Here is a 19,158-nt window from a genome sequence, read left to right on the forward strand (position 1 = left end):
GGTGTGCACGGCCGAGACGAGGAGGAGCCCCCGTCTTTCGACGAGGGCTCCTCGGGTGTTCACTGCCGCGGGGCGTCCGGAGCGGGAGGCTCGGTGGTCGGCGGCGTGACGGGCGGCTGTGCTGCCGGCGGCGGGTAGGCACCGGCCGGAGGTGCCGGCGGCGCGGCGGGCGGCGGGTAAGCACCGGCCGGCGGGGCACTGGGGGCCGCGGGCGGAGCGTATCCGGCGCCGGGGGCACCGTAGGCGCCGGCTGCAGGAGCTGCTCCGCCATCGGGCTGAACGGGGATCCCCTGCCAGACGGTCGTGTCGCGAAGGAACGAGGTGCGCCACGGCGAAGGCTGCACGTTGGGGTTCCACGGCGAGCTCGAGAAGGCTGCGATACCCAGCCAGATCAAGCCGCCGATACCCGGCAGGATGTAGAGCAGCACGAGCGGCCAGTCCTTGCCGAGCTTCTGGCCCACGCGAACGCTCGCCAGAGCGAGAGCGATGATCGCGAGGTAGCCGAAGATGAAGCCGATGCCCGGGATGTTGCTCAGCACGCCCGTGGCGATGATCGCGCCCAGCATGACCCACGGGGAGATGTCGCCGAGCTTGGCGAACACCATCTCGCGGTAGAACGGGACCCACGCTCGCCACTTGCCCTGGACGCCCGCCTTCTCGAAGATCTTCATGTAGAAGAACGAGCTGATGATGTAGCCCGCGAGCGCGAGGATCAGGATGATGGGAAGGATCAGTAGGAGAAGGGCGAGAACCGCGCCCGCCCCCGCACCATCGTCGTAGTAACCCGACATGAACGACCTCCTCAGTCGTGACCTGGACGACGCGCTCGCGTCGTCGGTCGCCGCTCATGCTAGCGAAACACGGGCTGTCGCGTGAGACGGTGACGGCCGGTCCCCGCTGACTCAGACGACGAGCTCGAGTTCGCCGGATACCGCTGCCTCGCGCAGCACCCACCCGTTCGCATCCGCCCAGGCGACGAGATCGGCTCGCGACGCCACCGCCGGCGCCGAAAGCGCGAGCGCGCGGGTCAGCTCCCCCTTCGCGTGCTTGTTGAAATGGTTCAGCGCGCGTACCGTCCCGTCGGCGCCGGCGGAGACGACGCGTACGAAGGCCGACGACGTCGCCGCAGGCACCGGAGCGAGCGCCACATAGGCCTCGGATCGCAGATCCAAGACGAAAGGCGCATTCGTCTCCCCCAGCGCGGCGGAACCTGCGGCAGCCCAGTGACGCCGAAGCGGCGGGATGCCGGGGAGTGATGCCCCGGCCGCGAGACGGTACGCGGGGATCGGGTCGAGTGCGGCGACGGGACCGAACGGCGCCGACTGGATGAGCACGTGCTCCCCGAGCCAGTCTCGTGCGGCGGAATCGAGATTCGTCGAGCCCAGCGCATCGAACAGCACACCCGTGTAGCGGTCGACGGCCGGCATCGTCGGAGACGTCGTCAGCTCGGCGTTGACCGCGACCTCGCCCCGCTGACGGGCGCTGAGCTTCAGCACCCGCGCTGCGGCATCCGGGTCCGCCGACAGTGCGACGAGGGCAGTGACCGCGGCCCGTCGCTCGTGGGCCAGCTGCGGCAACGCGAGCGCGTCGATGTCGAGCGGCGCGCCGGTGCCGCCGGCACGCTTGGTCTCGGAGGGTGGCAGCAGCACCAGCATCCGTTGTCTCCCTTCAACGCGAGAGACCGCACCCCGGAGGGTGCGGTCTCTCGTAGACGCGGTACGGGTCAGGCCAGCGCGGCGTTGCCAGCCACGATGGTGAGCTCGTCACCCTCCATCGACAGGAAGCCGTCCTGCGCGTTGGCGACGATCTTCTCGCCGCCCGGCTGCGTGATGCGCACCTGGCCCTCGGCGAGGATGGCGAGCACCGGCTCGTGCCCCGCCATGAAGCCGATCTCGCCCTCGACGGTCTTGGCCACGACGAGGGATGCCTCACCCGACCAGACCTCCGCCTCGGCGGAGACAAGCGTGACCGTCAGAGCCATGTCAGCTGTTCTCCTTCTGGATCTTCGCCCACTTCTCTTCGACGTCGCCGATACCGCCGACGTTGAAGAAGGCCTGCTCGGCCACGTGGTCGAAGTCGCCCTTGACGATCGCGTCGAACGACTCGATGGTCTCCTTGATCGGGACCGTGGAGCCCTCGACACCGGTGAACTTCTTCGCCATGTAGGTGTTCTGCGAGAGGAACTGCTGGATGCGACGTGCACGCGACACGACGATCTTGTCCTCTTCGGAGAGCTCGTCGACACCGAGGATCGCGATGATCTCCTGCAGTTCCTTGTTCTTCTGCAGGATCTGCTTCACGGCGGTGGCCACGCGGTAGTGGTCCTCACCGATGTAGCGCGGGTCGAGGATTCGGCTCGTCGAGCTCAGCGGGTCGACGGCCGGGTAGAGACCCTTCGACGCGATCTCGCGCGAGAGCTCGGTCGTCGCGTCGAGGTGAGCGAAGGTCGTCGCCGGGGCGGGGTCGGTGTAGTCGTCAGCGGGGACGTAGATCGCCTGCAGCGAGGTGATCGAGTGACCGCGCGTCGAGGTGATGCGCTCCTGGAGCACACCCATCTCGTCGGCGAGGTTGGGCTGGTAGCCCACGGCCGAGGGCATGCGGCCCAGCAGCGTGGAGACCTCGGAGCCGGCCTGCGTGAAGCGGAAGATGTTGTCGATGAAGAGCAGCACGTCCTGCTTCTGCACGTCGCGGAAGTATTCCGCCATCGTCAGGGCCGACAGGGCGACGCGCAGACGCGTCCCCGGCGGCTCGTCCATCTGGCCGAAGACGAGGGCGGTCTTGTCGAAGACGCCCGCCTCCTCCATCTCGTGGATGAGGTCGTTGCCCTCACGCGTGCGCTCACCGACACCGGCGAACACCGACACACCACCGTGGTCCTGCGCGACGCGCTGGATCATCTCCTGGATGAGGACGGTCTTGCCGACGCCGGCACCACCGAAGAGGCCGATCTTTCCACCCTGGACGTAGGGCGTGAGGAGGTCGATGACCTTGATGCCGGTCTCGAACATCTGGGTCTTCGACTCGAGCTGGTCGAAGCTCGGCGCCTGGCGGTGGATGCCCCAGCGCTCGGTGACCTCGATGGTCTCGCCCTCGGCGGCGTTGAGAACGTCGCCCGTGACGTTGAAGACCTTGCCCTTGGTGACGTCGCCGACGGGGACCGTGATGGGGCCACCGGTGTCGCGCACCTCCTGGCCGCGGACCATGCCGTCGGTCGGCTTCAGCGAGATCGCGCGGACGAGGTCGTCGCCGAGGTGCTGAGCGACCTCGAGGGTGATCTCGGTCGACGCGCCGTCGATCGTGATCGTGGTCTTGAGCGCGTTGTAGATGTCGGGGATCGAGTCGTGCGGGAACTCGATGTCGACGACGGGGCCGGTGACGCGCGCAACGCGGCCGACGACCGACGTGGCTTCGGCAGTGACGGTGGTCATGTCTGTCTCTTTCGGTTGGTCTTACTTGCCCGACGCCAGAGCGTCGGCGCCGCCGACGATCTCGGCGATCTGCTGAGTGATCTCGGCCTGGCGAGCGTTGTTGCGCAGGCGGGTGTAGTCGGTGATGAGCTTGTCGGCGTTGTCGCTCGCCGACTTCATCGCCTTCTGCGTCGCGGCGTGCTTCGCGGCGGACGACTGGAGCAGCGCGTTGAACACGCGGCTCTGGACGTAGACCGGCAGCAGCGCGTCGAGCACCGTCTCGGGGTCGGGCTCGAACTCGTACAGCGGATAGACCGGAGCCTGGTCCGCCGTCGCGGCATCGGCCTCGACGACCTCGAGGGGCAGCAGACGGACCGCTTCCGGCGTCTGCGTCATCATGCTGACGAAACGGTTGTACACGAGGTGGATCTCGTCGACGCCGCCGTCTTCGCCGCCCTGAGCGTAGGCGTCGAGGAGAGCCCCGGCGACCTGCTCGGCCGTGCTGAAGTGCGGCGTATCGGTGTCACCCGTCCACTCCCCCGCAGCCCGCATCCGGCGGAACTGGAAGTACCCGACGGCCTTGCGACCGATGAGGTAGTAGTCCACTTCCTTGCCCTGCGACCGCAGCAGCTCGGCCAGCTCGAGACCCTCACGGAGGATCTGCGAGTTGAACGCGCCGGCGAGGCCGCGGTCGGAGGCGAAGATGACGACGGCGGAACGACGGATCGTTTCGCGCTCGGTCGTCAGCGGGTGCTCGACGTCGGAGTGGGTCGCCACCGCGGAGACGGCACGCGTCACAGCCCGCGCGAAGGGAGAGGACGCGCGGACGCGTCCCATCGCCTTCTGAATGCGCGAAGCCGCGATGAGCTCCATCGCCTTCGTGATCTTCTTGGTCGTCTGAGCAGAACTGATCTTCTGCTTGTAGACCCGGAGTTGTGCGCCCATAAGTGTGTCGTCCTCCGCGTCAGCCGCGGCGGCCCTTGACGATCTGCTCCTGGTTCACGTCATCGGCCTCGGCGGCGGCGGTCTCCTCGTGGCCGGGCTTGTTGATGGCCTGGCCCTTTCCGCCCTGGAACTCGAGCACGAACTCGTCGACGACCTTCTCGAGCTCGGCGACGGTGTCGTCGCCCAGCACGTTCGTCTCACGCAGCGTGTCGAGGATCGACGTGTTGCGCTTGAGGTAGTCGAGCAGCTCGCGCTCGAAGGTCAGGACGTCCTCGACCTCGATGGTGTCGAGCTTGCCGTTGGTTCCGGCCCAGATCGAGACGACCTGCTCCTCGACGGGGTACGGCGAGTACTGCGGCTGCTTGAGCAGCTCGGTCAGACGCGCACCACGCGCCAGCTGACGACGCGACGCGGCGTCGAGGTCCGACGCGAACATCGCGAACGCCTCGAGCGAGCGGTACTGGGCGAGCTCGAGCTTCAGCGTTCCCGAGACCTTCTTGATCGACTTGACCTGAGCGTCGCCGCCGACGCGCGACACCGAGATGCCCACGTCGACCGCGGGACGCTGGTTGGCGTTGAACAGGTCGGACTGCAGGAAGATCTGGCCGTCGGTGATCGAGATCACGTTGGTCGGGATGTACGCCGAGACGTCGTTGGCCTTGGTCTCGATGATCGGCAGACCCGTCATCGAACCCGCGCCCAGGTCGTCCGAGAGCTTCGCGCAGCGCTCGAGCAGACGCGAGTGCAGGTAGAAGACGTCACCGGGGTACGCCTCGCGGCCCGGCGGACGACGCAGCAGCAGCGAGACGGCGCGGTATGCCTCGGCCTGCTTCGACAGGTCGTCGAAGATGATCAGGACGTGCTTGCCCTCGTACATCCAGTGCTGACCGATGGCCGAGCCGGTGTAGGGAGCGAGGTACTTGAAGCCGGCGGGGTCGGATGCCGGAGCCGCGACGATCGTCGTGTACTCCATGGCACCGGCGTCCTCGAGCGCGCCCTTCACCGAAGCGATGGTCGAGCCCTTCTGGCCGATGGCGACGTAGATGCAGCGAACCTGCTTGTTGACGTCGCCCGACTCCCAGTTGGCCTTCTGGTTGATGATCGTGTCGATCGCGATCGCCGTCTTGCCGGTCTGGCGGTCGCCGATGATCAGCTGACGCTGACCGCGGCCGACGGGGATCATAGCGTCGATCGCCTTGATGCCGGTCTGCATCGGCTCGTGGACCGACTTGCGCTGCATGACGCCGGGTGCCTGGAGCTCAAGGGCGCGGCGGCCGGTCGTGGCGATCTCGCCGAGACCGTCGATCGGGTTGCCGAGCGGGTCGACGACGCGGCCGAGGTAGCCCTCGCCGACACCGACCGAGAGAACCTCGCCCGTGCGGGTGACCTTCTGGCCTGCTTCGATGCCGGCGAAGTCGCCGAGGATGACGACACCGATCTCGTGCTCGTCGAGGTTCTGCGCGAGACCCTCCACGCCGTTGTCGAAGCGGACGAGCTCGTTCGCCATGACGCCGGGCAGACCCTCGACGTGGGCGATGCCGTCCGCCGCGTCGACGACGGTGCCGACCTCGGTCGCGGCGGCCCCGGTGGGCTCGTACGCGGCGACGAAGTCTTTCAGCGCGTCACGGATGACATCCGGGCTGATGGACAGTTCTGCCATGGTGTTCCTTCGGTCCTGAGTCTGAGGGTCCGGATGCATCCGGCCGGTGCGCCCCTGCGGGCGGTGAGGTGGGTCAGCCCGCCAGTCGCTGGCGGAGATCGGAGAGGCGGGAGGCGACGGTCGCGTCGATCACGTCGTCGCCGATCTCGATGCGCAGCCCGCCGACGACCGCGGGGTCGACGACGAGGTTGAGCGCGACAGGCGTGCCGTAGCGGTTCGAGAGGGTCTCGGCGAGGCGGGCGCGCTGCTGATCGTTGAGCGAGGTCGCCGTGCGGACGCTCGCGACGACGCGGCCGCGCTGGTTCGAGACGATGCGGATGGCCCGCTCGAGCAGCTGACGCACGCGGCGCTCGCGCGGACGCTGCACGATCGCCGACGCGATGAGCCGCGTGGCGGCACCGGCGCGCCCCTCGAGGAGACGATCGACGAGCGCTCCCTTGGCCGAGGCCTCACCCAGCCGGCTGCCGAGGGCGAGCTCGAGCTCGGGGTTGGCCGAGACGGTGTGCAGCACCCCGAAAAGCTCGTTCTCGAGGTCGCCCTGGTCGGCGACCGCCGCGGCGCGGATCGCCAGTTCCTCGACGGCGTCGACGAAGTCGTCGACCGAGGACCAGCGCTGCGCGACGGCGGTGCGCAGCAGCGACACGGTCTGCGGCGCGAAGGCCGGACCGAACACGTCGCCGACGACCTTGTCGCGGGCCTGCGGCGAGGCCGCGTTGTCCGTCAGCGCGCCGCTCAGCTGCGGCGAGTCCGCCAGAGCCCGCGCGGCGACGAACAGCTCACCGGACACGTCGAGCGTGAGCCCGGGGGTCTCGGCGATGGCCGCCGTCGTCGCGACGAGTGCCTGAGTGGTCGCGCTGCCCATCAGTTCGACGCCTTCTCGGAGGCCTCGAGCTCGCTGAGGAAACGGTCGACGACGGCCTGAGCCTTCTGGTCGTCGGACAGGGTCTCGCCGATGACGCCGCCGGCCAGGTCGAGGGCCAGCGTGCCGACCTCGCTGCGCAGCGAGACGACAGCCGCCTGACGCTCGGCCTCGATCTGCGTGTGCGCTGCCGCGGTGAGGCGCTCGGCCTCGGCCGATGCGTTCTGCTTCGCCTCAGCGACGATCTTGCGACCGTCCTCGCGAGCGGCGTCGCGGATCTCACCGGCCTCCTTGCGGGCCTCGGCCAGCTGAGCGGTGTACTCCTCGAGTGCCGCCTCGGCCTTGCGCTGGGCTTCATCGGCCTTGGCGATGTTGCCCTCGATGGCCGCGCTGCGCGCGTCCAGCACCGTGTTCAGGCGCGGCATCGCGTAGCGCACCACCACGAAGATGATGACGAGGAAGCAGACAGCCGACCAGATGATGTCGTAGACCGCCGGGAGGATCGGGACCTGGTTGGATCCCTCCTCCGCCGCAAGCGTGACAAGAGCGTTCAGCATCCTGTCTCCTTATCTGTGGGTCGCGTCGGGATCAGAGCGCGTTGAAGATGAACGGCGTGACGATGCCGATCAGCGCGAGGATCTCGATGAACGCGACACCGATGAACATGGTGCTCTGCAGGCGGCCTGCGAGCTCGGGCTGACGGGCGGTCGACTCGATGGTCTTGCCGATCATGATGCCGAGGCCGATGGCCGGGCCGATGGCCGCGAGGCCGTAACCCACGGTCGCGATGTTGCCGGTGACCTGGGCGAGAACCGTCGTTGCGTCCACTGGTGTTTTCCTTTCGTAGGGCGAGCAGCCGGTCAGCTGCTCGTCAGTGCTCTTCCGCGACCGCGAGCTGGATGTAGACCGCGGTGAGGATCGTGAAGACGTAGGCCTGGAGGATCGAGACGAAGATCTCGAAGAGGGTGAAGGCGAAGCCCATCGCGAGCGTTCCCGCCGCGAGCGGCGTGAAGGCGTTGAGGCCCAGGAGGAAGAACTGGGTCGCCGCGAAGAACAGCACGAGCATGAGGTGGCCGACCATCATGTTCAGCAGCAGTCGCAGGAAGAGCGACACCGGGCGCGCGATGAAGGTCGAGATGAGCTCGACGAGCGCGATGATCGGCAGCAGGTAGACCGGAACACCGCTCGGCACGAGCGAGTTCTTGATGAAGTGCCCGACGCCGTGCTTGCGGATGCCGGCGTAGATGAACATGACGTACGCCACGAGCGCGAACACCAGCGGCGCACCGGCCACCGAGGTTCCCGCGATGTTCATGCCGGGGATGACGCCGGTGAGGTTCATGAACAGGATCGTGAAGAACATCGCCGTCAGCAGAGGCAGGAAGCGGCGGCCGTCCTTCTCGCCCAGGACCTGGTACACGACCTGGTCGCGGACGAAGCCGAAGCCGAACTCGACCACGCTCTGGAACCGGCCGGGCACCACCGAGAGGCGGCGCGTGCCGACCACCAGGAAGATCACCAGCGCCACGGTCGCGATGACCTGGACCATGCTGATCCGGGTGAATTCGAAGGGCGTGCCTTCGAACAGCAGAGCCGGCGGGAAGAAGTCGGAGATGGACGGCGGGTGGAACTCGTTGTCCGATGCCGCCGCTGCGACAATCGTCGTCGCTTGAGTCAACGTATTGGCTCCAGCTTCTCGGGCCAGCCAGGACTAGCTCGGTGAGGGTTAGAAGGGGAACAACTCCAGCGGGGCCTCAGTGTCGCCACTGCACACCAGCCGCAGAGTGTAGTCCCACACTACCAAAGGTTACGGCTCGACCTAATCCTGGATCGTGTCGCGCGTCGGAAGCGCGACATCCGAGGCCCCCGAGAGCCGCATCCGGCTGAGCACGACCAGATCGACGACGAGCGACGCGATCGCCGCCACGATCACGGCGAGGGCGAAGATCCCCCGCTCGAGCCACTCCACCTGGAACAGCAGCAGCAGCGCGACGATCACGAGGACGAACTTCAGCAGCCACCCGCCGAGCACGACGGCGAAGAAGATCTGGAGCCACTGCGGGTGCCCGTACCAGTGGTTGCCGATCAGGATGCTGAGCGCGGTGAACGCCGGGAAGACGATGCCGACCAGCGCGCCCAGCACACCGCTCCACGCGCCCTCCGTGCCCGCGACGAGTCCGCCGACGAGCGCGAGCGCCGCCGCGACGACGACGCCGACGATCAATCCCCAGGTGAGCGCTGCGCGCAGGATGGGCGTGCTGGAGATGCGGCGGCGAGCGGCGGGATCGGGGGTGTTCGCAGTCACGAGGAGGGCTCTTTCACGGGGACGGCCGGGCGCTGAGGGCGCGCGGGGATGAAGGTCACGACGAGGCACGCGGCGACGCCGAGGACGAGGGAGCCGAGGCCGAAGAGGTAGTCCCCCGGCCAGGCGGCGGTGGTTCCGATGTACATCAGCAGCACCGAGAGGCTGACGACCGTCGTCCAGGCGTAGAAGATCAGCACGGCGTCGCGGTCGCTGTGACCCATGTCGAGCATGCGGTGATGCAGGTGCTTGCGGTCGGGCGAGAACGGCGACTTGCCCCGCGACATGCGGCGGATGACCGCCATCCCGAAGTCGAGCAGCGGCAGGAGGACCACGACGACCGGCAGCAGGATGGGGATGAACGCACCCAGCAGCTGCGATCGGCCGAACACGTCGTTGTCGCCCGTGGCCGGGACGAGGGTGCCCGTGACGAGAATGGCCGAGCAGCTCATGAGCAGTCCGATCATGAGCGCTCCGGAGTCGCCCATGAAGAGCTTCGCGGGGTTCCAGTTCAGCGGCAGGAACCCGGCGCACACGCCGAGGAGCACGACGGCGAGGAAGGATGCCAGGTTCGCGTAGCTGCTCGCGCCGAAGTCGCGCCCGAGCAGGTAGGTGTAGGTGAAGAAGACGCCGTTCGCGATCAGCGCGACGCCCGCCACGAGGCCGTCGAGACCGTCGATGAAGTTGACGGCGTTCATCACGACGACGATCGAGAACACCGTGATGGTGAAGCTCGCGGCGCTCGACACGACCGTCTGACCGCCGAGGGGGATCGTGTACATCTGCACTCCCCCGAAACCGACGACGATGGCCGCCGCGGCGAACTGCGCACCGAGCTTGATGAGCCAGTCGAGGTCCCACAGGTCGTCGGCGACCCCGACCACGACGATGAGGGCGGTCGCGGCGAGGATGGCCCAGATCGGTTCGGGTTTGGCCCAGAAGATCGCGAAGAACGGGATCTGCGAGGAGGTCAGGATGACCGCCGTGGCGCCGAGGAACATCCCGACGCCGCCGAGCCGCGGCGTCGGCGTCTTATGGACGTCGCGGTCGCGGATCTCGGGGTAGAGCTTGTACCGCAGGCTCACCTTGAGGACGAGCCACGTCAGCCCGAAGGTGACGAGGGCCGTGACCACGAAGGTGGCCAGGTAGAGCCTCACGCGACGCTGCCGCCGGCGGTCTCGCCGGTACCGCTCCCGGAGCCGGGCTCCATCGGCGTGCGGTTCGCCGCCTCGGCGTGCTCGGGCTCCGGGTCGGGCTCGAGCAGGTCTCCGAGCACGTCGCGCAGCGCCTCACGGCTGACAGCTCCCTCGCGCAGCACGCGCACGGGAGCGGGGTCGGAGCCGACCAGCGTCGTCGCGTCGATGATCGTCGAGGCGATGCCGGTCGCGGCCGGGCCGCCGTCGAGATAGACCGAGACGCTGTCGCCCAGCATCCGCACCGCGTCGTCGATCGTGACGGCGGCGTTCATCTTCGTGCGGTTCGCGCTCGAGACCGCCAGCGGCCCGCACTCCTCGAGAAGCTCGAGAGCGAAGCGGTCGGCGGGCATCCGCACGGCCACGGTCCCTCGGGTCTCGCCCAGATCCCACGACAGCGATGGCCGGGCCGGCAGGACGATCGTCAGGCCGCCGGGCCAGAACGCTTCGACGAGCCGTTCGACCGGTTCGGGCACCTCTGCCACGAGCGCGCGCATCGTGGCGATGCCGGCGACGAGCACGGGGGGCGGCGACTGCCGTCCCCGTCCCTTCGCGGCGAGCAGCTTGGCGACGGCCGAGGCACTGAACGCGTCGGCGGCGACACCGTAGACGGTGTCGGTGGGCAGGACGATGAGATCGCCGCGGCCGATGGCCTGGCGCGCCTGGCGCATGCCGGGGAGGACCTGGGTCTCGTCGCGGCAGTCGAAAACGGGAGACATGACCGCTCCAGTGTACGGCGGACCCCGGCCGCTCTCAGGAGCGGACGGCGGTCGTGGTGCGGTCGCGCATCGTGAGGTCGGGATGGGTGGCCGCTGCCGACCACCCGTCGGAGGCCAGGATGCTGCGGATCGCGGCCCCCTGCAGCTCGCCGTGCTCGATGACGATGCTGCCCCCGGGATGCACCAGGCGCAGCCCGACTCGCGACAGGGTCCGCACGACATCCAGGCCGTCGGCGCCGCCGTAGAGCGCCGCCGGCGGGTCCCACAGCCGCACTTCGGGGTCGCGCGGGATCGCGTCGTCGGGCACGTAGGGCGGGTTCGACACGAGCACCGAGACGGTGCCGTCGAGCTCCGCGAAAGCGCGCTCGAGGTCGATGAAGGCGAGGCGGGCGTTCGAAGCCCCGACGAGGGCGAAGTTCTCCTTCGTCCAGATGAACGCGTCGACGGAATTCTCGGCGGCGAAGACCCGGGCGTGCGGCACCTCCGTCGCCAGCGCCAGGGCGATCGCACCCGACCCGGTGCCGAGGTCGACGGCGACGGGCTCGGGGCCCGCGGCAGCACGCAGCAGGTCGATCGCGATCTGCGCGACCGATTCCGTCTCGGGACGCGGCACGAAGACGCCGGGACCGACGCGGAGCTCGAGGTGGCGGAACGGGGCGACCCCGGTCAGATGCTGCAGGGGCTCGCGCGCCGCACGGCGGGCCACGAGGTCGGCCAGTCGCGCGGCCTCTTCCTCGCCGATCGAGTCACCGCGGAAGACCGCGGCCGACAGCTCGCCCCGTCCGATGCCGAGGACGTGCGCGGCGAGGAGCTCGGCGTCGACCTGCGGGGTCGGGACGAAGGCGGCCTCGAGTTCGGCGGTCGCGGCACGCAGGACCTCGGTCAGGGTCGATGCGGGAGGGGGCGCGGTGCTCATGGCGCCGACAAGCCTAATCACGAGTGCGGATTCGTCACATTCGGCTCCCACGGCGAGGGGCGACAATAGGCTGGGGCGACGATCCCGCCGCGACGCGGCATCCGCTCGAAAACCCGAAAGGCAGACATGTCCGACCCGGTCACCCACGGCATCCACCCCGACATCACCACCGCGTACGGCAACACGCCTCTCGTGCGGTTGAACCGCGTCAGCGAGGGCCTGCCGGGCACGGTGCTCGCCAAGCTCGAGTTCTACAACCCGGCGTCGTCGGTCAAGGATCGCCTCGGCATCGCCATCGTCGACGCCGCCGAGAAGGCCGGCGCTCTCCAGCCCGGCGGCACGATCGTCGAGGGCACGAGCGGCAACACCGGCATCGCTCTGGCCATGGTGGGCGCAGCGCGCGGCTATCGCGTCATCCTCACGATGCCCTCGTCGATGTCGATGGAGCGCCGTCTGCTGCTCAAGGCGTACGGCGCCGAGCTCGTGCTCACCGACCCTTCGCTGGGCATGAAGGGCGCCGTCTCGGAGGCGGAGAAGATCGCCGCCGAGACGCCGGGAGCAGTCCTCGCGAAGCAGTTCGCCAACGAGGCCAACCCCGACATCCACCGCCGCACGACGGCCGAGGAGATCCTCCGCGACACCGACGGCCAGGTCGGCTACTTCGTCGCCGGCATCGGCACGGGCGGCACGATCACCGGCGTCGGCCAGGTGCTCAAGGAGCGCCTCGCCGATGTGAAGGTGGTCGCGGTCGAGCCGAAGGACTCCCCTCTGCTGACCGAGGGGAAGCCCGGCCCCCACAAGATCCAGGGCATCGGGCCGAACTTCATTCCGCCGATCCTCGACCAGGGCGTCATCGACGAGGTGCAGGATGTCACCTTCGACGACGCGATCCGCGTCGCGCGCGAGGTCGCGCAGAAGGAAGGCATCCTCGTCGGCATCTCGTCGGGTGCGGCCGTCTGGGCCGCGCTCCAGGTCGCAGCGCGTCCCGAGGCCGAGGGCAAGAACATCGTCGTGATCATCCCCTCGTTCGGTGAGCGCTACCTCTCGACCCCGCTGTTCGAGGACCTGCGCGAAGACTGATGGGATCGCTCCGAGCACGCATCCGCGAAGACCTGGCCGCCGCGAAGCTCCGCGACCCCGCGGCGCGCAGCGGCCTCGAGATCGCGTTGCTGTACCCGGGGCTGCACGCGGTCTGGTCGTACCGCATCATGCACCGGCTGTGGCTCCGGCGCGCGCGATTCCTCGCGCGCGCCGGGTCGCAGCTGACCCGCTGGCTCACAGGGATCGAGATCCATCCCGGAGCGCGGATCGGCAGGCGTTTCTTCATCGACCACGGCATGGGCGTCGTGATCGGCGAGACCGCCGTCGTCGGTGACGACGTCATGCTGTACCACGGGGTGACTCTGGGCGGTCGCACCCGTCACGCCGGCAAGCGGCATCCCACACTCGAGGACGGTGTCGCCGTCGGCGCCGGCGCGAAGATCCTCGGTCCGATCACGATCGGCGCCCGAAGCGTCGTCGGGGCCAACGCGGTCGTCACGAAGGACGCCCCCGCCGATTCGGTGCTCGTCGGCGTGCCCGCCCGTCCTCGTGTCCGCCGCGAGGGCGAGGACACCCGCGCGGTGCTGACCGCACCCGAGTACCACATCTGAGTCTGATCGCCGGCTCCCGTCGACTTGCCAGAAACGGCGGATGCGGGGGCCACCGGACCCGCCGATCCTGGCGAGTCGACGCGCCAGCGCGAGGAAGCGCGAGGGTCAGTCGTCGGCGAGAGCCGCCAGGCGGGCCTCTTCGTCGGCGGCGATGCAGCTGTCGATGACGGGTCCGAGGGCGCCGTCCATCACCTGATCGAGGTTGTAGGCCTTGTAGCCCGTCCGGTGATCCGCGATGCGGTTCTCGGGGAAGTTGTAGGTGCGGATGCGCTCGGACCGGTCCATCCCGCGGATCTGCGAGCGGCGGGCGTCGGATGCCGCGGCATCCCGCTCCTCCTGCTGCTTCGCCAGCAGCCGGGCGCGCAGCACGCGCATGCCGGCCTCGCGGTTCTGCAGCTGACTCTTCTCGTTCTGCATCGAGACGACGATGCCCGTGGGCACGTGCGTGATCCGCACGGCGGAGTCGGTCGTGTTGACCGACTGCCCGCCGGGGCCCGAGGAGCGGAAGACGTCGATCTTCAGGTCGTTCGGGTCGATCGTGATCTCTTCGGGCTCATCGACCTCGGGGAACACGAGCACGCCCGTCGTGGAGGTGTGGATGCGCCCCTGCGACTCGGTGGCGGGCACCCGCTGCACGCGGTGCACCCCGCCCTCGTACTTCAGGTGCGCCCACACTCCCTGCGACGGGTCGGAGGAGGATCCCTTGATGGCGACCTGAACGTCCTTGTACCCGCCGAGGTCGGACTCGTTGCGCTCGAGCAGCTCGGTCTTCCAGCCGCGCGAGGCGGCGTACTGCATGTACATCCGCAGCAGGTCGGCGGCGAACAGAGCGGATTCCGCTCCCCCCTCGCCCTGCTTGATCTCCATGATGACGTCGCGGGCGTCGTCGGGATCGCGCGGGATGAGCAGGCGACGCAGGCGCTCCTGCGCCTCGCGCAGCCCCTCCTCGAGGGCCGGCACCTCCGCCGCGAACGCGTCGTCCTCACGGGCGAGCTCGCGAGCCGCCGCGAGGTCGTCGGCTGCCGCGACCCACGCGTCGTGGGCCGCGACGATCCGCGACAGCTCGGCGTAGCGCCGGTTCACGCGCTTGGCGCGCGCGGCGTCGGCGTGCACCGCGGGATCGGAGAGCTCCTCCTGAACCGCGCGGTGCTCGTCGAGCAGCCCTCGGACCGACTCGAACACGATCAGCGGATGCTGTTGTCGTGCCCGCCCGAGTGCGTGGTCGGCGCCGGGATCGACTTCTGCATCTGAACGAGGAACTCGACGTTGGACTGCGTCTCCTTGAGCTTGTCGAGGATGACGCCGAGCGCGTGCTGCTGGTCGAGCCCGGCGAGGGCACGGCGCAGCTTCCAGGTGATCTTGACCTCGTCGGACGAGAGCAGCATCTCTTCGCGACGCGTCGACGAGGCATTGACGTCGACGGCGGGGAAGATGCGCTTGTCGGCCAGCTGACGCGACAGACGCAGCTCGCTGTTGCCCGTGCCCTTGAACTCCTCGAAGATGACCTCGTCCATCTTCGACCCGGTCTCCACCAGCGCCGTCGCGAGGATCGTGAGCGAACCACCGTTCTCGATGTTGCGCGCCGCGCCGAAGAAGCGCTTGGGCGGGTACAGCGCCGACGCGTCGACGCCACCGGTCAGGACGCGTCCCGACGTCGGAGCCGACAGGTTGTAGGCGCGGCCGAGGCGCGTGATCGAGTCGAGCAGCACGACGACGTCGCGGCCGAGCTCGACGAGACGCTTGGCGCGCTCGATCGCGAGCTCGGCGACCGTGGTGTGGTCCTCGGCGGGACGGTCGAATGTCGAGGCGATGACCTCGCCCTTGACCGTGCGCTGCATGTCGGTGACCTCTTCGGGACGCTCGTCGACGAGCACGACCATGAGGTGGACCTCGGGGTTGTTCTGCGCGATCGCGCCGGCGATCTGCTGCAGCACGATCGTCTTGCCGGCCTTGGGCGGCGCGACGATGAGACCGCGCTGTCCCTTGCCGATCGGGGCCACGAGGTCGATGATCCGCTGGGTCAGCTTCTCGGGGCCGGTCTCGAGGCGCAGGCGCTCCTGCGGGTACAGGGGCGTCAGCTTGCCGAACTCGACGCGGCCGGCGGCGTCCTCGACGGACAGGCCGTTGATCGAGTCGACCTTGACGAGCGCGTTGTACTTCTGCCGGCTCGACTGCTCGCCCTCGCGGGGCTGCTTGATCGCGCCGACGACGGCGTCGCCCTTGCGCAGGTTGTACTTCTTGACCTGGCCGAGCGAGACATAGACGTCCTGCGGGCCGGGGAGGTAGCCGGTCGTGCGGACGAAGGCGTAGTTGTCGAGGACGTCGAGCACACCGGCGATCGGGATGAGGACGTCGTCCTCGCTGATCTCGGTCTCGAACTCGTCGCCGCCCCCGCCCTGGCCACGCCGCTTGTTGCGCTGGCGGCCACGGCCGCTCTGGCCGGGCGCGTCGTCGTCGTCCGGGCCGTTGTTGCCGCCCTGGTTCTGACCCGCGCCCTGGTTCTGGTTGCCGCCCTGATTCTGGCCGGCCTGACCCTGGTTGCCCTGGGCGTTGTCCTTGTTGCGGTTGCGGTTGCGGCTGCGCGACCGGCTCCGCGAACGGCCGGACGACTCGCCGTCGCCCTCTCCGGACTCGGTCTTCGACGAGTCGTCGGAGGATGCCTCGGCGTCCGGCGCCTGCTCGGCGGGCGTCTCGGAAGCGCCCTCGGCAGCCGGAGCGTCGGCGGATTCGGCCGGGGCGTCGGTGCCCGGAGCGGCCTCGGTCTCGGCGTCCTTCTTCGCGTTGCGGCCGCGGCCACGGCCACGCGCCGGCTTCTTCGGCGCCTCGGTGGTCTCCGCCGGGGTGGTCTCTGCGTCGGCGGTCGCCTCGGCGGCATCGGCGGCCGGAGCCGTCTCGTCGGCGGTCGACGCGGCCTCTGCCGAGACGACGTCCGCGGCGGGCGCCTCCGCGTCGGACGCGGAGGTCTCCGCGGGCGCGTCGGACGCAGCGGTCTCCGCGGCGGGCGCCTCGTCGGTGGCCGGGACATCGGTGCTCTTGGCGCGGCGGGGCGCGCGCTTGCGCGGCGCCTTCGCCGGCTTCTCCGCGAGCGCTGCGGGCTCCGCGGGCGCTGCGGCCTCGGCGGGCGCCGCGGCCTCGGCGGTCTCCACGGCCTCCGCCGGGGCGTCCGCCTCGGCAGCAGCAACGTCCGAGGCGTCAGATGCCGCGGCTTCGGCGCGCGTCTCCTCAGCGGGGGCAGCCGCCTCAGTGGGCGTCTCCACGACGGCATCCTGCTGCTCGGCCGCTTCCTCGGTCGGGGCGTCGACGGTCTCGTCGATCGTCAGGTTCTCGGAGTTGGACTCCACGAGTGCTCCTCTTAAACGGTGGATATGTCAGAACCGCGTCCAGCGCCGTCCACGGCGGGCGCCATCCACCTGCCACACGCGTCCGGCCGACGGCACGGGGTATGGATCAGGGGTGTTCGCGGTGATTCGCAGAATTGCGACGGAGGCTCAGATCACAAAGGTGTGGAACCCTCCGTATGGTCCCTCACCATACCACCGCGCACATCGACCGCCAGCATCCGCGCGTCCCACGGGGTGTCTGTGGTATGCGCGGCGACCTCGGCGGCGGCGAGGCGCTGGCCCGGACCATCGGCGAGCACGAGGACGCTGGGGCCGGCACCCGACACGACCGCCGCGAACCCCTCGGCGCGCAGGGCGCGCACGAGCTTGTCGGTCTCGACCATCGCCTGCGCCCGGTAGGACTGGTGGAGCTTGTCCTCGGTGGCGGCCAGCAGCAGATCGGGGCTCTGCGTGAGGGCCGCGACGAGCAGCGCGGAGCGCGAGAGGTTGAAGATCGCGTCTTCACGGGTGACCTGGAGGGGATCGAATCCTCGGGCGACGGATGTCGACATCGTGAAGTCCGGCACGAACACCAGCGGCGCGACGCCGCGGTGGACGAGGAGCTTCTTGTGCTGCGGGCCGTGCTCGTCGACCCACGCGATCGTGAGGCCGCCGAACAGGGCCGGCGCGACGTTGTCGGGGTGCCCCTCGAGCTCGGTGGCCAGGCGCAGCAGCGCATCGGCGCCGATCTCGACGTCACCCGCGAGGAGGCCCTTCGCCGCGAGGAGGCCGGACACGACCGCAGCACCCGACGAGCCCATCCCCCGCCCGTGCGGGATCGCGTTGACCGCCTCGAGACGCACGCCGGGCATCGTCCGCCCGAACGCCTCGTAGGCGTAGGCCATCGCCCGCACGACGAGGTGCGAGGCATCGGTCGGGACGTCGGCGGCGCCCTCGCCCGCGACGGTGATCTCCAGGCCCGGGCCCGGCAGTTCCGTGACGATGAGTTCGTCGTAGACGCTGAGCGCGAGCCCCAGAGTGTCGAAGCCGGGGCCGAGGTTGGCGCTGGTCGCGGGAACGCGCACCTGGACCGACCGGGTCATGCCGTCGCCTCCGGCGCGAGATCGAGCACGGATGCCACCTCGGAGGTGGTCGCGTCGACGACGACCGGCTCGGCCTGACGGCCGTCCGCGTTGCGGAGAGCCCACTGCGGGTCCTTCAGGCCGTGACCGGTGACGGTCAGCACGACCGTCGAGCCGGCGGGGATGACGCCCGCTTCGGCACGGTCGAGGAGTCCTGCGACGGTGATCGCCGACGCGGGTTCGACGAACACGCCGGCCGTGCTCGCGAGGAGCTTCTGCGCCGCGAGGATGCGCTCGTCGTCGATGGCTCCGAACCAGCCCTGGGTCGCATCGCGCGCCTCGAGGGCGAGGTGCCACGACGCGGGGTTGCCGATGCGGATCGCCGTCGCGATGGTGTCGGGGTCTTTCACGACCTCGCCGCGGACGAGCGGCGCCGATCCGGCGGCCTGGAAGCCGAACATCCGCGGCACGCGCGTCGCTGCCCCGCGGGCGGCCTCCTCGCGATAGCCGCGAGCGTGAGCCGTGTAGTTGCCGGCGTTGCCGACGGGCACGAAGTGGAAGTCCGGCGCGTCACCCAGCTGCGACACGATCTCGTACGCCGCGGTCTTCTGTCCGTCGATGCGGTCGGGGTTGACGGAGTTGACCAGGTGCACGGGGTAATGGTCGGCCAGTTCGCGGGCGATCTCGAGACAGTCGTCGAAGTTGCCGCGGATCTGGATGAGACGCCCCCCGTGCGCGACGGCCTGGCTCAGCTTGCCCATCGCGATCTTGCCCTCGGGGACGAGGACGGCAGCCGTGATGCCGGCGTGCGCGGCGTAGGCCGCCGCAGACGCCGACGTGTTGCCCGTCGAGGCGCAGATGACCGCCTTCGCGCCGTGCTCGACGGCGCGCGAGAGCGCGACCGTCATGCCGCGGTCCTTGAACGAACCCGTCGGGTTCATACCTTCGAACTTCACCCAGACGTCGGCGCCCGTACGGTGCGAGAGCTCGCGAGCAGGGACGAGCGGCGTGCCGCCCTCCCCCAGGGTGACGACGGTCGAGGTGTCGGTGACGTCGAGGCGGTCGGCGAACTCGCGCAGCACTCCCTGCCAGACATGCGCCAT

The 19,158-nt window shown here is 69.4% G+C and carries 20 protein-coding genes; 2 read left to right on the forward strand and 18 right to left on the reverse strand.

Annotation, left to right across the window (positions count from 1 at the left end; translation table 11 throughout):
* Positions 1–59: 59 nt before the first annotated feature.
* The 14 genes from CBF90_RS18570 to prmC form a co-directional block, all read right to left on the reverse strand.
* Entirely contained in the window at positions 60–791 is a 732-nt protein-coding gene (locus CBF90_RS18570) for a large exoprotein (RefSeq protein ID WP_088380205.1), read from the reverse strand.
* A 111-nt stretch (positions 792–902) separates the two neighbouring features.
* Complete coding sequence (locus CBF90_RS06735) at positions 903–1,655, reverse strand: YaaA family protein (RefSeq protein ID WP_088380206.1); 753 nt, start codon at positions 1,653–1,655, stop codon at positions 903–905.
* Between the two features lie 68 nt (positions 1,656–1,723).
* The gene (locus CBF90_RS06740; protein ID WP_023955192.1) at positions 1,724–1,981 is read right to left on the reverse strand and encodes a F0F1 ATP synthase subunit epsilon; all 258 of its coding nucleotides are present in this window, start codon (positions 1,979–1,981) and stop codon (positions 1,724–1,726) included.
* Position 1,982: 1 nt separating this feature from the next.
* The gene (atpD, locus tag CBF90_RS06745; RefSeq protein WP_023955194.1) at positions 1,983–3,428 is read right to left on the reverse strand and encodes a F0F1 ATP synthase subunit beta; all 1,446 of its coding nucleotides are present in this window, start codon (positions 3,426–3,428) and stop codon (positions 1,983–1,985) included.
* A 21-nt stretch (positions 3,429–3,449) separates the two neighbouring features.
* The gene (locus CBF90_RS06750; protein WP_023955196.1) at positions 3,450–4,352 is read right to left on the reverse strand and encodes a F0F1 ATP synthase subunit gamma; all 903 of its coding nucleotides are present in this window, start codon (positions 4,350–4,352) and stop codon (positions 3,450–3,452) included.
* Between the two features lie 19 nt (positions 4,353–4,371).
* On the reverse strand, positions 4,372–6,012 hold the full coding sequence (atpA, locus tag CBF90_RS06755) for a F0F1 ATP synthase subunit alpha (RefSeq protein ID WP_023955198.1): 1,641 nt from the start codon (positions 6,010–6,012) through the stop codon (positions 4,372–4,374).
* Between the two features lie 73 nt (positions 6,013–6,085).
* Positions 6,086–6,874 carry a F0F1 ATP synthase subunit delta gene (locus CBF90_RS06760; protein ID WP_023955200.1) on the reverse strand — a complete coding sequence of 263 codons (789 nt, stop codon included), beginning with the start codon at positions 6,872–6,874 and terminating at the stop codon, positions 6,086–6,088.
* Positions 6,874–7,428 (reverse strand): F0F1 ATP synthase subunit B, encoded by a 555-nt coding sequence (locus CBF90_RS06765; RefSeq protein ID WP_023955201.1) that lies wholly within the window; start codon positions 7,426–7,428, stop codon positions 6,874–6,876. Before CBF90_RS06765 ends, CBF90_RS06760 begins: the two co-directional genes overlap by 1 nt.
* 31 nt (positions 7,429–7,459) lie before the next feature.
* Positions 7,460–7,699 (reverse strand): ATP synthase F0 subunit C, encoded by a 240-nt coding sequence (gene atpE, locus CBF90_RS06770; RefSeq protein ID WP_023955203.1) that lies wholly within the window; start codon positions 7,697–7,699, stop codon positions 7,460–7,462.
* Between the two features lie 43 nt (positions 7,700–7,742).
* A complete protein-coding gene (gene atpB / locus CBF90_RS06775) occupies positions 7,743–8,549 on the reverse strand; it encodes a F0F1 ATP synthase subunit A (protein ID WP_023955205.1) in 807 nt (268 codons plus the stop codon).
* Positions 8,550–8,690: 141 nt separating this feature from the next.
* Positions 8,691–9,176, reverse strand: a complete 486-nt coding sequence (locus CBF90_RS06780; RefSeq protein ID WP_088380207.1) for a hypothetical protein — start codon at positions 9,174–9,176, stop codon at positions 8,691–8,693.
* Positions 9,173–10,330 (reverse strand): MraY family glycosyltransferase, encoded by a 1,158-nt coding sequence (locus tag CBF90_RS06785; protein ID WP_088380208.1) that lies wholly within the window; start codon positions 10,328–10,330, stop codon positions 9,173–9,175. The genes CBF90_RS06780 and CBF90_RS06785 overlap by 4 nt, the downstream gene beginning before the upstream one ends.
* Positions 10,327–11,085 carry an L-threonylcarbamoyladenylate synthase gene (locus CBF90_RS06790; protein ID WP_088380209.1) on the reverse strand — a complete coding sequence of 253 codons (759 nt, stop codon included), beginning with the start codon at positions 11,083–11,085 and terminating at the stop codon, positions 10,327–10,329. The genes CBF90_RS06785 and CBF90_RS06790 overlap by 4 nt, the downstream gene beginning before the upstream one ends.
* A 34-nt stretch (positions 11,086–11,119) precedes the next feature.
* A complete protein-coding gene (gene prmC / locus CBF90_RS06795) occupies positions 11,120–12,001 on the reverse strand; it encodes a peptide chain release factor N(5)-glutamine methyltransferase (RefSeq protein WP_088380210.1) in 882 nt (293 codons plus the stop codon).
* 126 nt (positions 12,002–12,127) lie between these two features.
* On the opposite strand from prmC, the gene cysK reads away from it, so the two are divergent.
* Positions 12,128–13,081 (forward strand): cysteine synthase A, encoded by a 954-nt coding sequence (cysK, locus tag CBF90_RS06800; protein WP_023955215.1) that lies wholly within the window; start codon positions 12,128–12,130, stop codon positions 13,079–13,081.
* The gene (gene epsC / locus CBF90_RS06805) at positions 13,081–13,653 is read left to right on the forward strand and encodes a serine O-acetyltransferase EpsC (protein ID WP_023955217.1); all 573 of its coding nucleotides are present in this window, start codon (positions 13,081–13,083) and stop codon (positions 13,651–13,653) included. The genes cysK and epsC overlap by 1 nt, the downstream gene beginning before the upstream one ends.
* Before the next feature lie 105 nt (positions 13,654–13,758).
* On the opposite strand, the gene prfA is transcribed toward epsC, so the two are convergent.
* The 4 genes from prfA to thrC all read right to left on the reverse strand — a co-directional run bounded on the left by prfA (position 13,759) and on the right by thrC (position 19,158).
* Complete coding sequence (gene prfA / locus CBF90_RS06810; protein WP_088380211.1) at positions 13,759–14,835, reverse strand: peptide chain release factor 1; 1,077 nt, start codon at positions 14,833–14,835, stop codon at positions 13,759–13,761.
* A gap of 2 nt (positions 14,836–14,837) precedes the next feature.
* Complete coding sequence (gene rho, locus CBF90_RS06815; RefSeq protein ID WP_172407798.1) at positions 14,838–16,994, reverse strand: transcription termination factor Rho; 2,157 nt, start codon at positions 16,992–16,994, stop codon at positions 14,838–14,840.
* A gap of 152 nt (positions 16,995–17,146) precedes the next feature.
* Entirely contained in the window at positions 17,147–18,076 is a 930-nt protein-coding gene (gene thrB / locus CBF90_RS06820; RefSeq protein ID WP_036305916.1) for a homoserine kinase, read from the reverse strand.
* Positions 18,073–19,158 (reverse strand): threonine synthase, encoded by a 1,086-nt coding sequence (thrC, locus tag CBF90_RS06825; RefSeq protein ID WP_088380213.1) that lies wholly within the window; start codon positions 19,156–19,158, stop codon positions 18,073–18,075. Before thrC ends, thrB begins: the two co-directional genes overlap by 4 nt.

It is taken from the genome of Microbacterium sp. AISO3, from assembly GCF_002204305.1.
In the GTDB taxonomy this organism is placed as follows: Bacteria; Actinomycetota; Actinomycetes; order Actinomycetales; family Microbacteriaceae; genus Microbacterium; species Microbacterium arborescens.

What these genes read in the sequence shown, in the direction of transcription:
- thrC (WP_088380213.1), bottom strand. Translation starts at nt 19,158, where the DNA reads ATGGCGCATGTCTGGCAGGGAGTGCTGCGCGAGTTCGCCGACCGCCTC.
- CBF90_RS18570 (WP_088380205.1), bottom strand. Translation starts at nt 791, where the DNA reads ATGTCGGGTTACTACGACGATGGTGCGGGGGCGGGCGCGGTTCTCGCC.
- CBF90_RS06740 (WP_023955192.1), bottom strand. Translation starts at nt 1,981, where the DNA reads ATGGCTCTGACGGTCACGCTTGTCTCCGCCGAGGCGGAGGTCTGGTCG.
- thrB (WP_036305916.1), bottom strand. Translation starts at nt 18,076, where the DNA reads ATGACCCGGTCGGTCCAGGTGCGCGTTCCCGCGACCAGCGCCAACCTC.
- CBF90_RS06790 (WP_088380209.1), bottom strand. Translation starts at nt 11,085, where the DNA reads ATGTCTCCCGTTTTCGACTGCCGCGACGAGACCCAGGTCCTCCCCGGC.
- CBF90_RS06735 (WP_088380206.1), bottom strand. Translation starts at nt 1,655, where the DNA reads ATGCTGGTGCTGCTGCCACCCTCCGAGACCAAGCGTGCCGGCGGCACC.
- cysK (WP_023955215.1), top strand. Translation starts at nt 12,128, where the DNA reads ATGTCCGACCCGGTCACCCACGGCATCCACCCCGACATCACCACCGCG.
- epsC (WP_023955217.1), top strand. Translation starts at nt 13,081, where the DNA reads ATGGGATCGCTCCGAGCACGCATCCGCGAAGACCTGGCCGCCGCGAAG.
- atpA (WP_023955198.1), bottom strand. Translation starts at nt 6,012, where the DNA reads ATGGCAGAACTGTCCATCAGCCCGGATGTCATCCGTGACGCGCTGAAA.
- prmC (WP_088380210.1), bottom strand. Translation starts at nt 12,001, where the DNA reads ATGAGCACCGCGCCCCCTCCCGCATCGACCCTGACCGAGGTCCTGCGT.
- CBF90_RS06760 (WP_023955200.1), bottom strand. Translation starts at nt 6,874, where the DNA reads ATGGGCAGCGCGACCACTCAGGCACTCGTCGCGACGACGGCGGCCATC.
- atpD (WP_023955194.1), bottom strand. Translation starts at nt 3,428, where the DNA reads ATGACCACCGTCACTGCCGAAGCCACGTCGGTCGTCGGCCGCGTTGCG.
- CBF90_RS06750 (WP_023955196.1), bottom strand. Translation starts at nt 4,352, where the DNA reads ATGGGCGCACAACTCCGGGTCTACAAGCAGAAGATCAGTTCTGCTCAG.
- CBF90_RS06765 (WP_023955201.1), bottom strand. Translation starts at nt 7,428, where the DNA reads ATGCTGAACGCTCTTGTCACGCTTGCGGCGGAGGAGGGATCCAACCAG.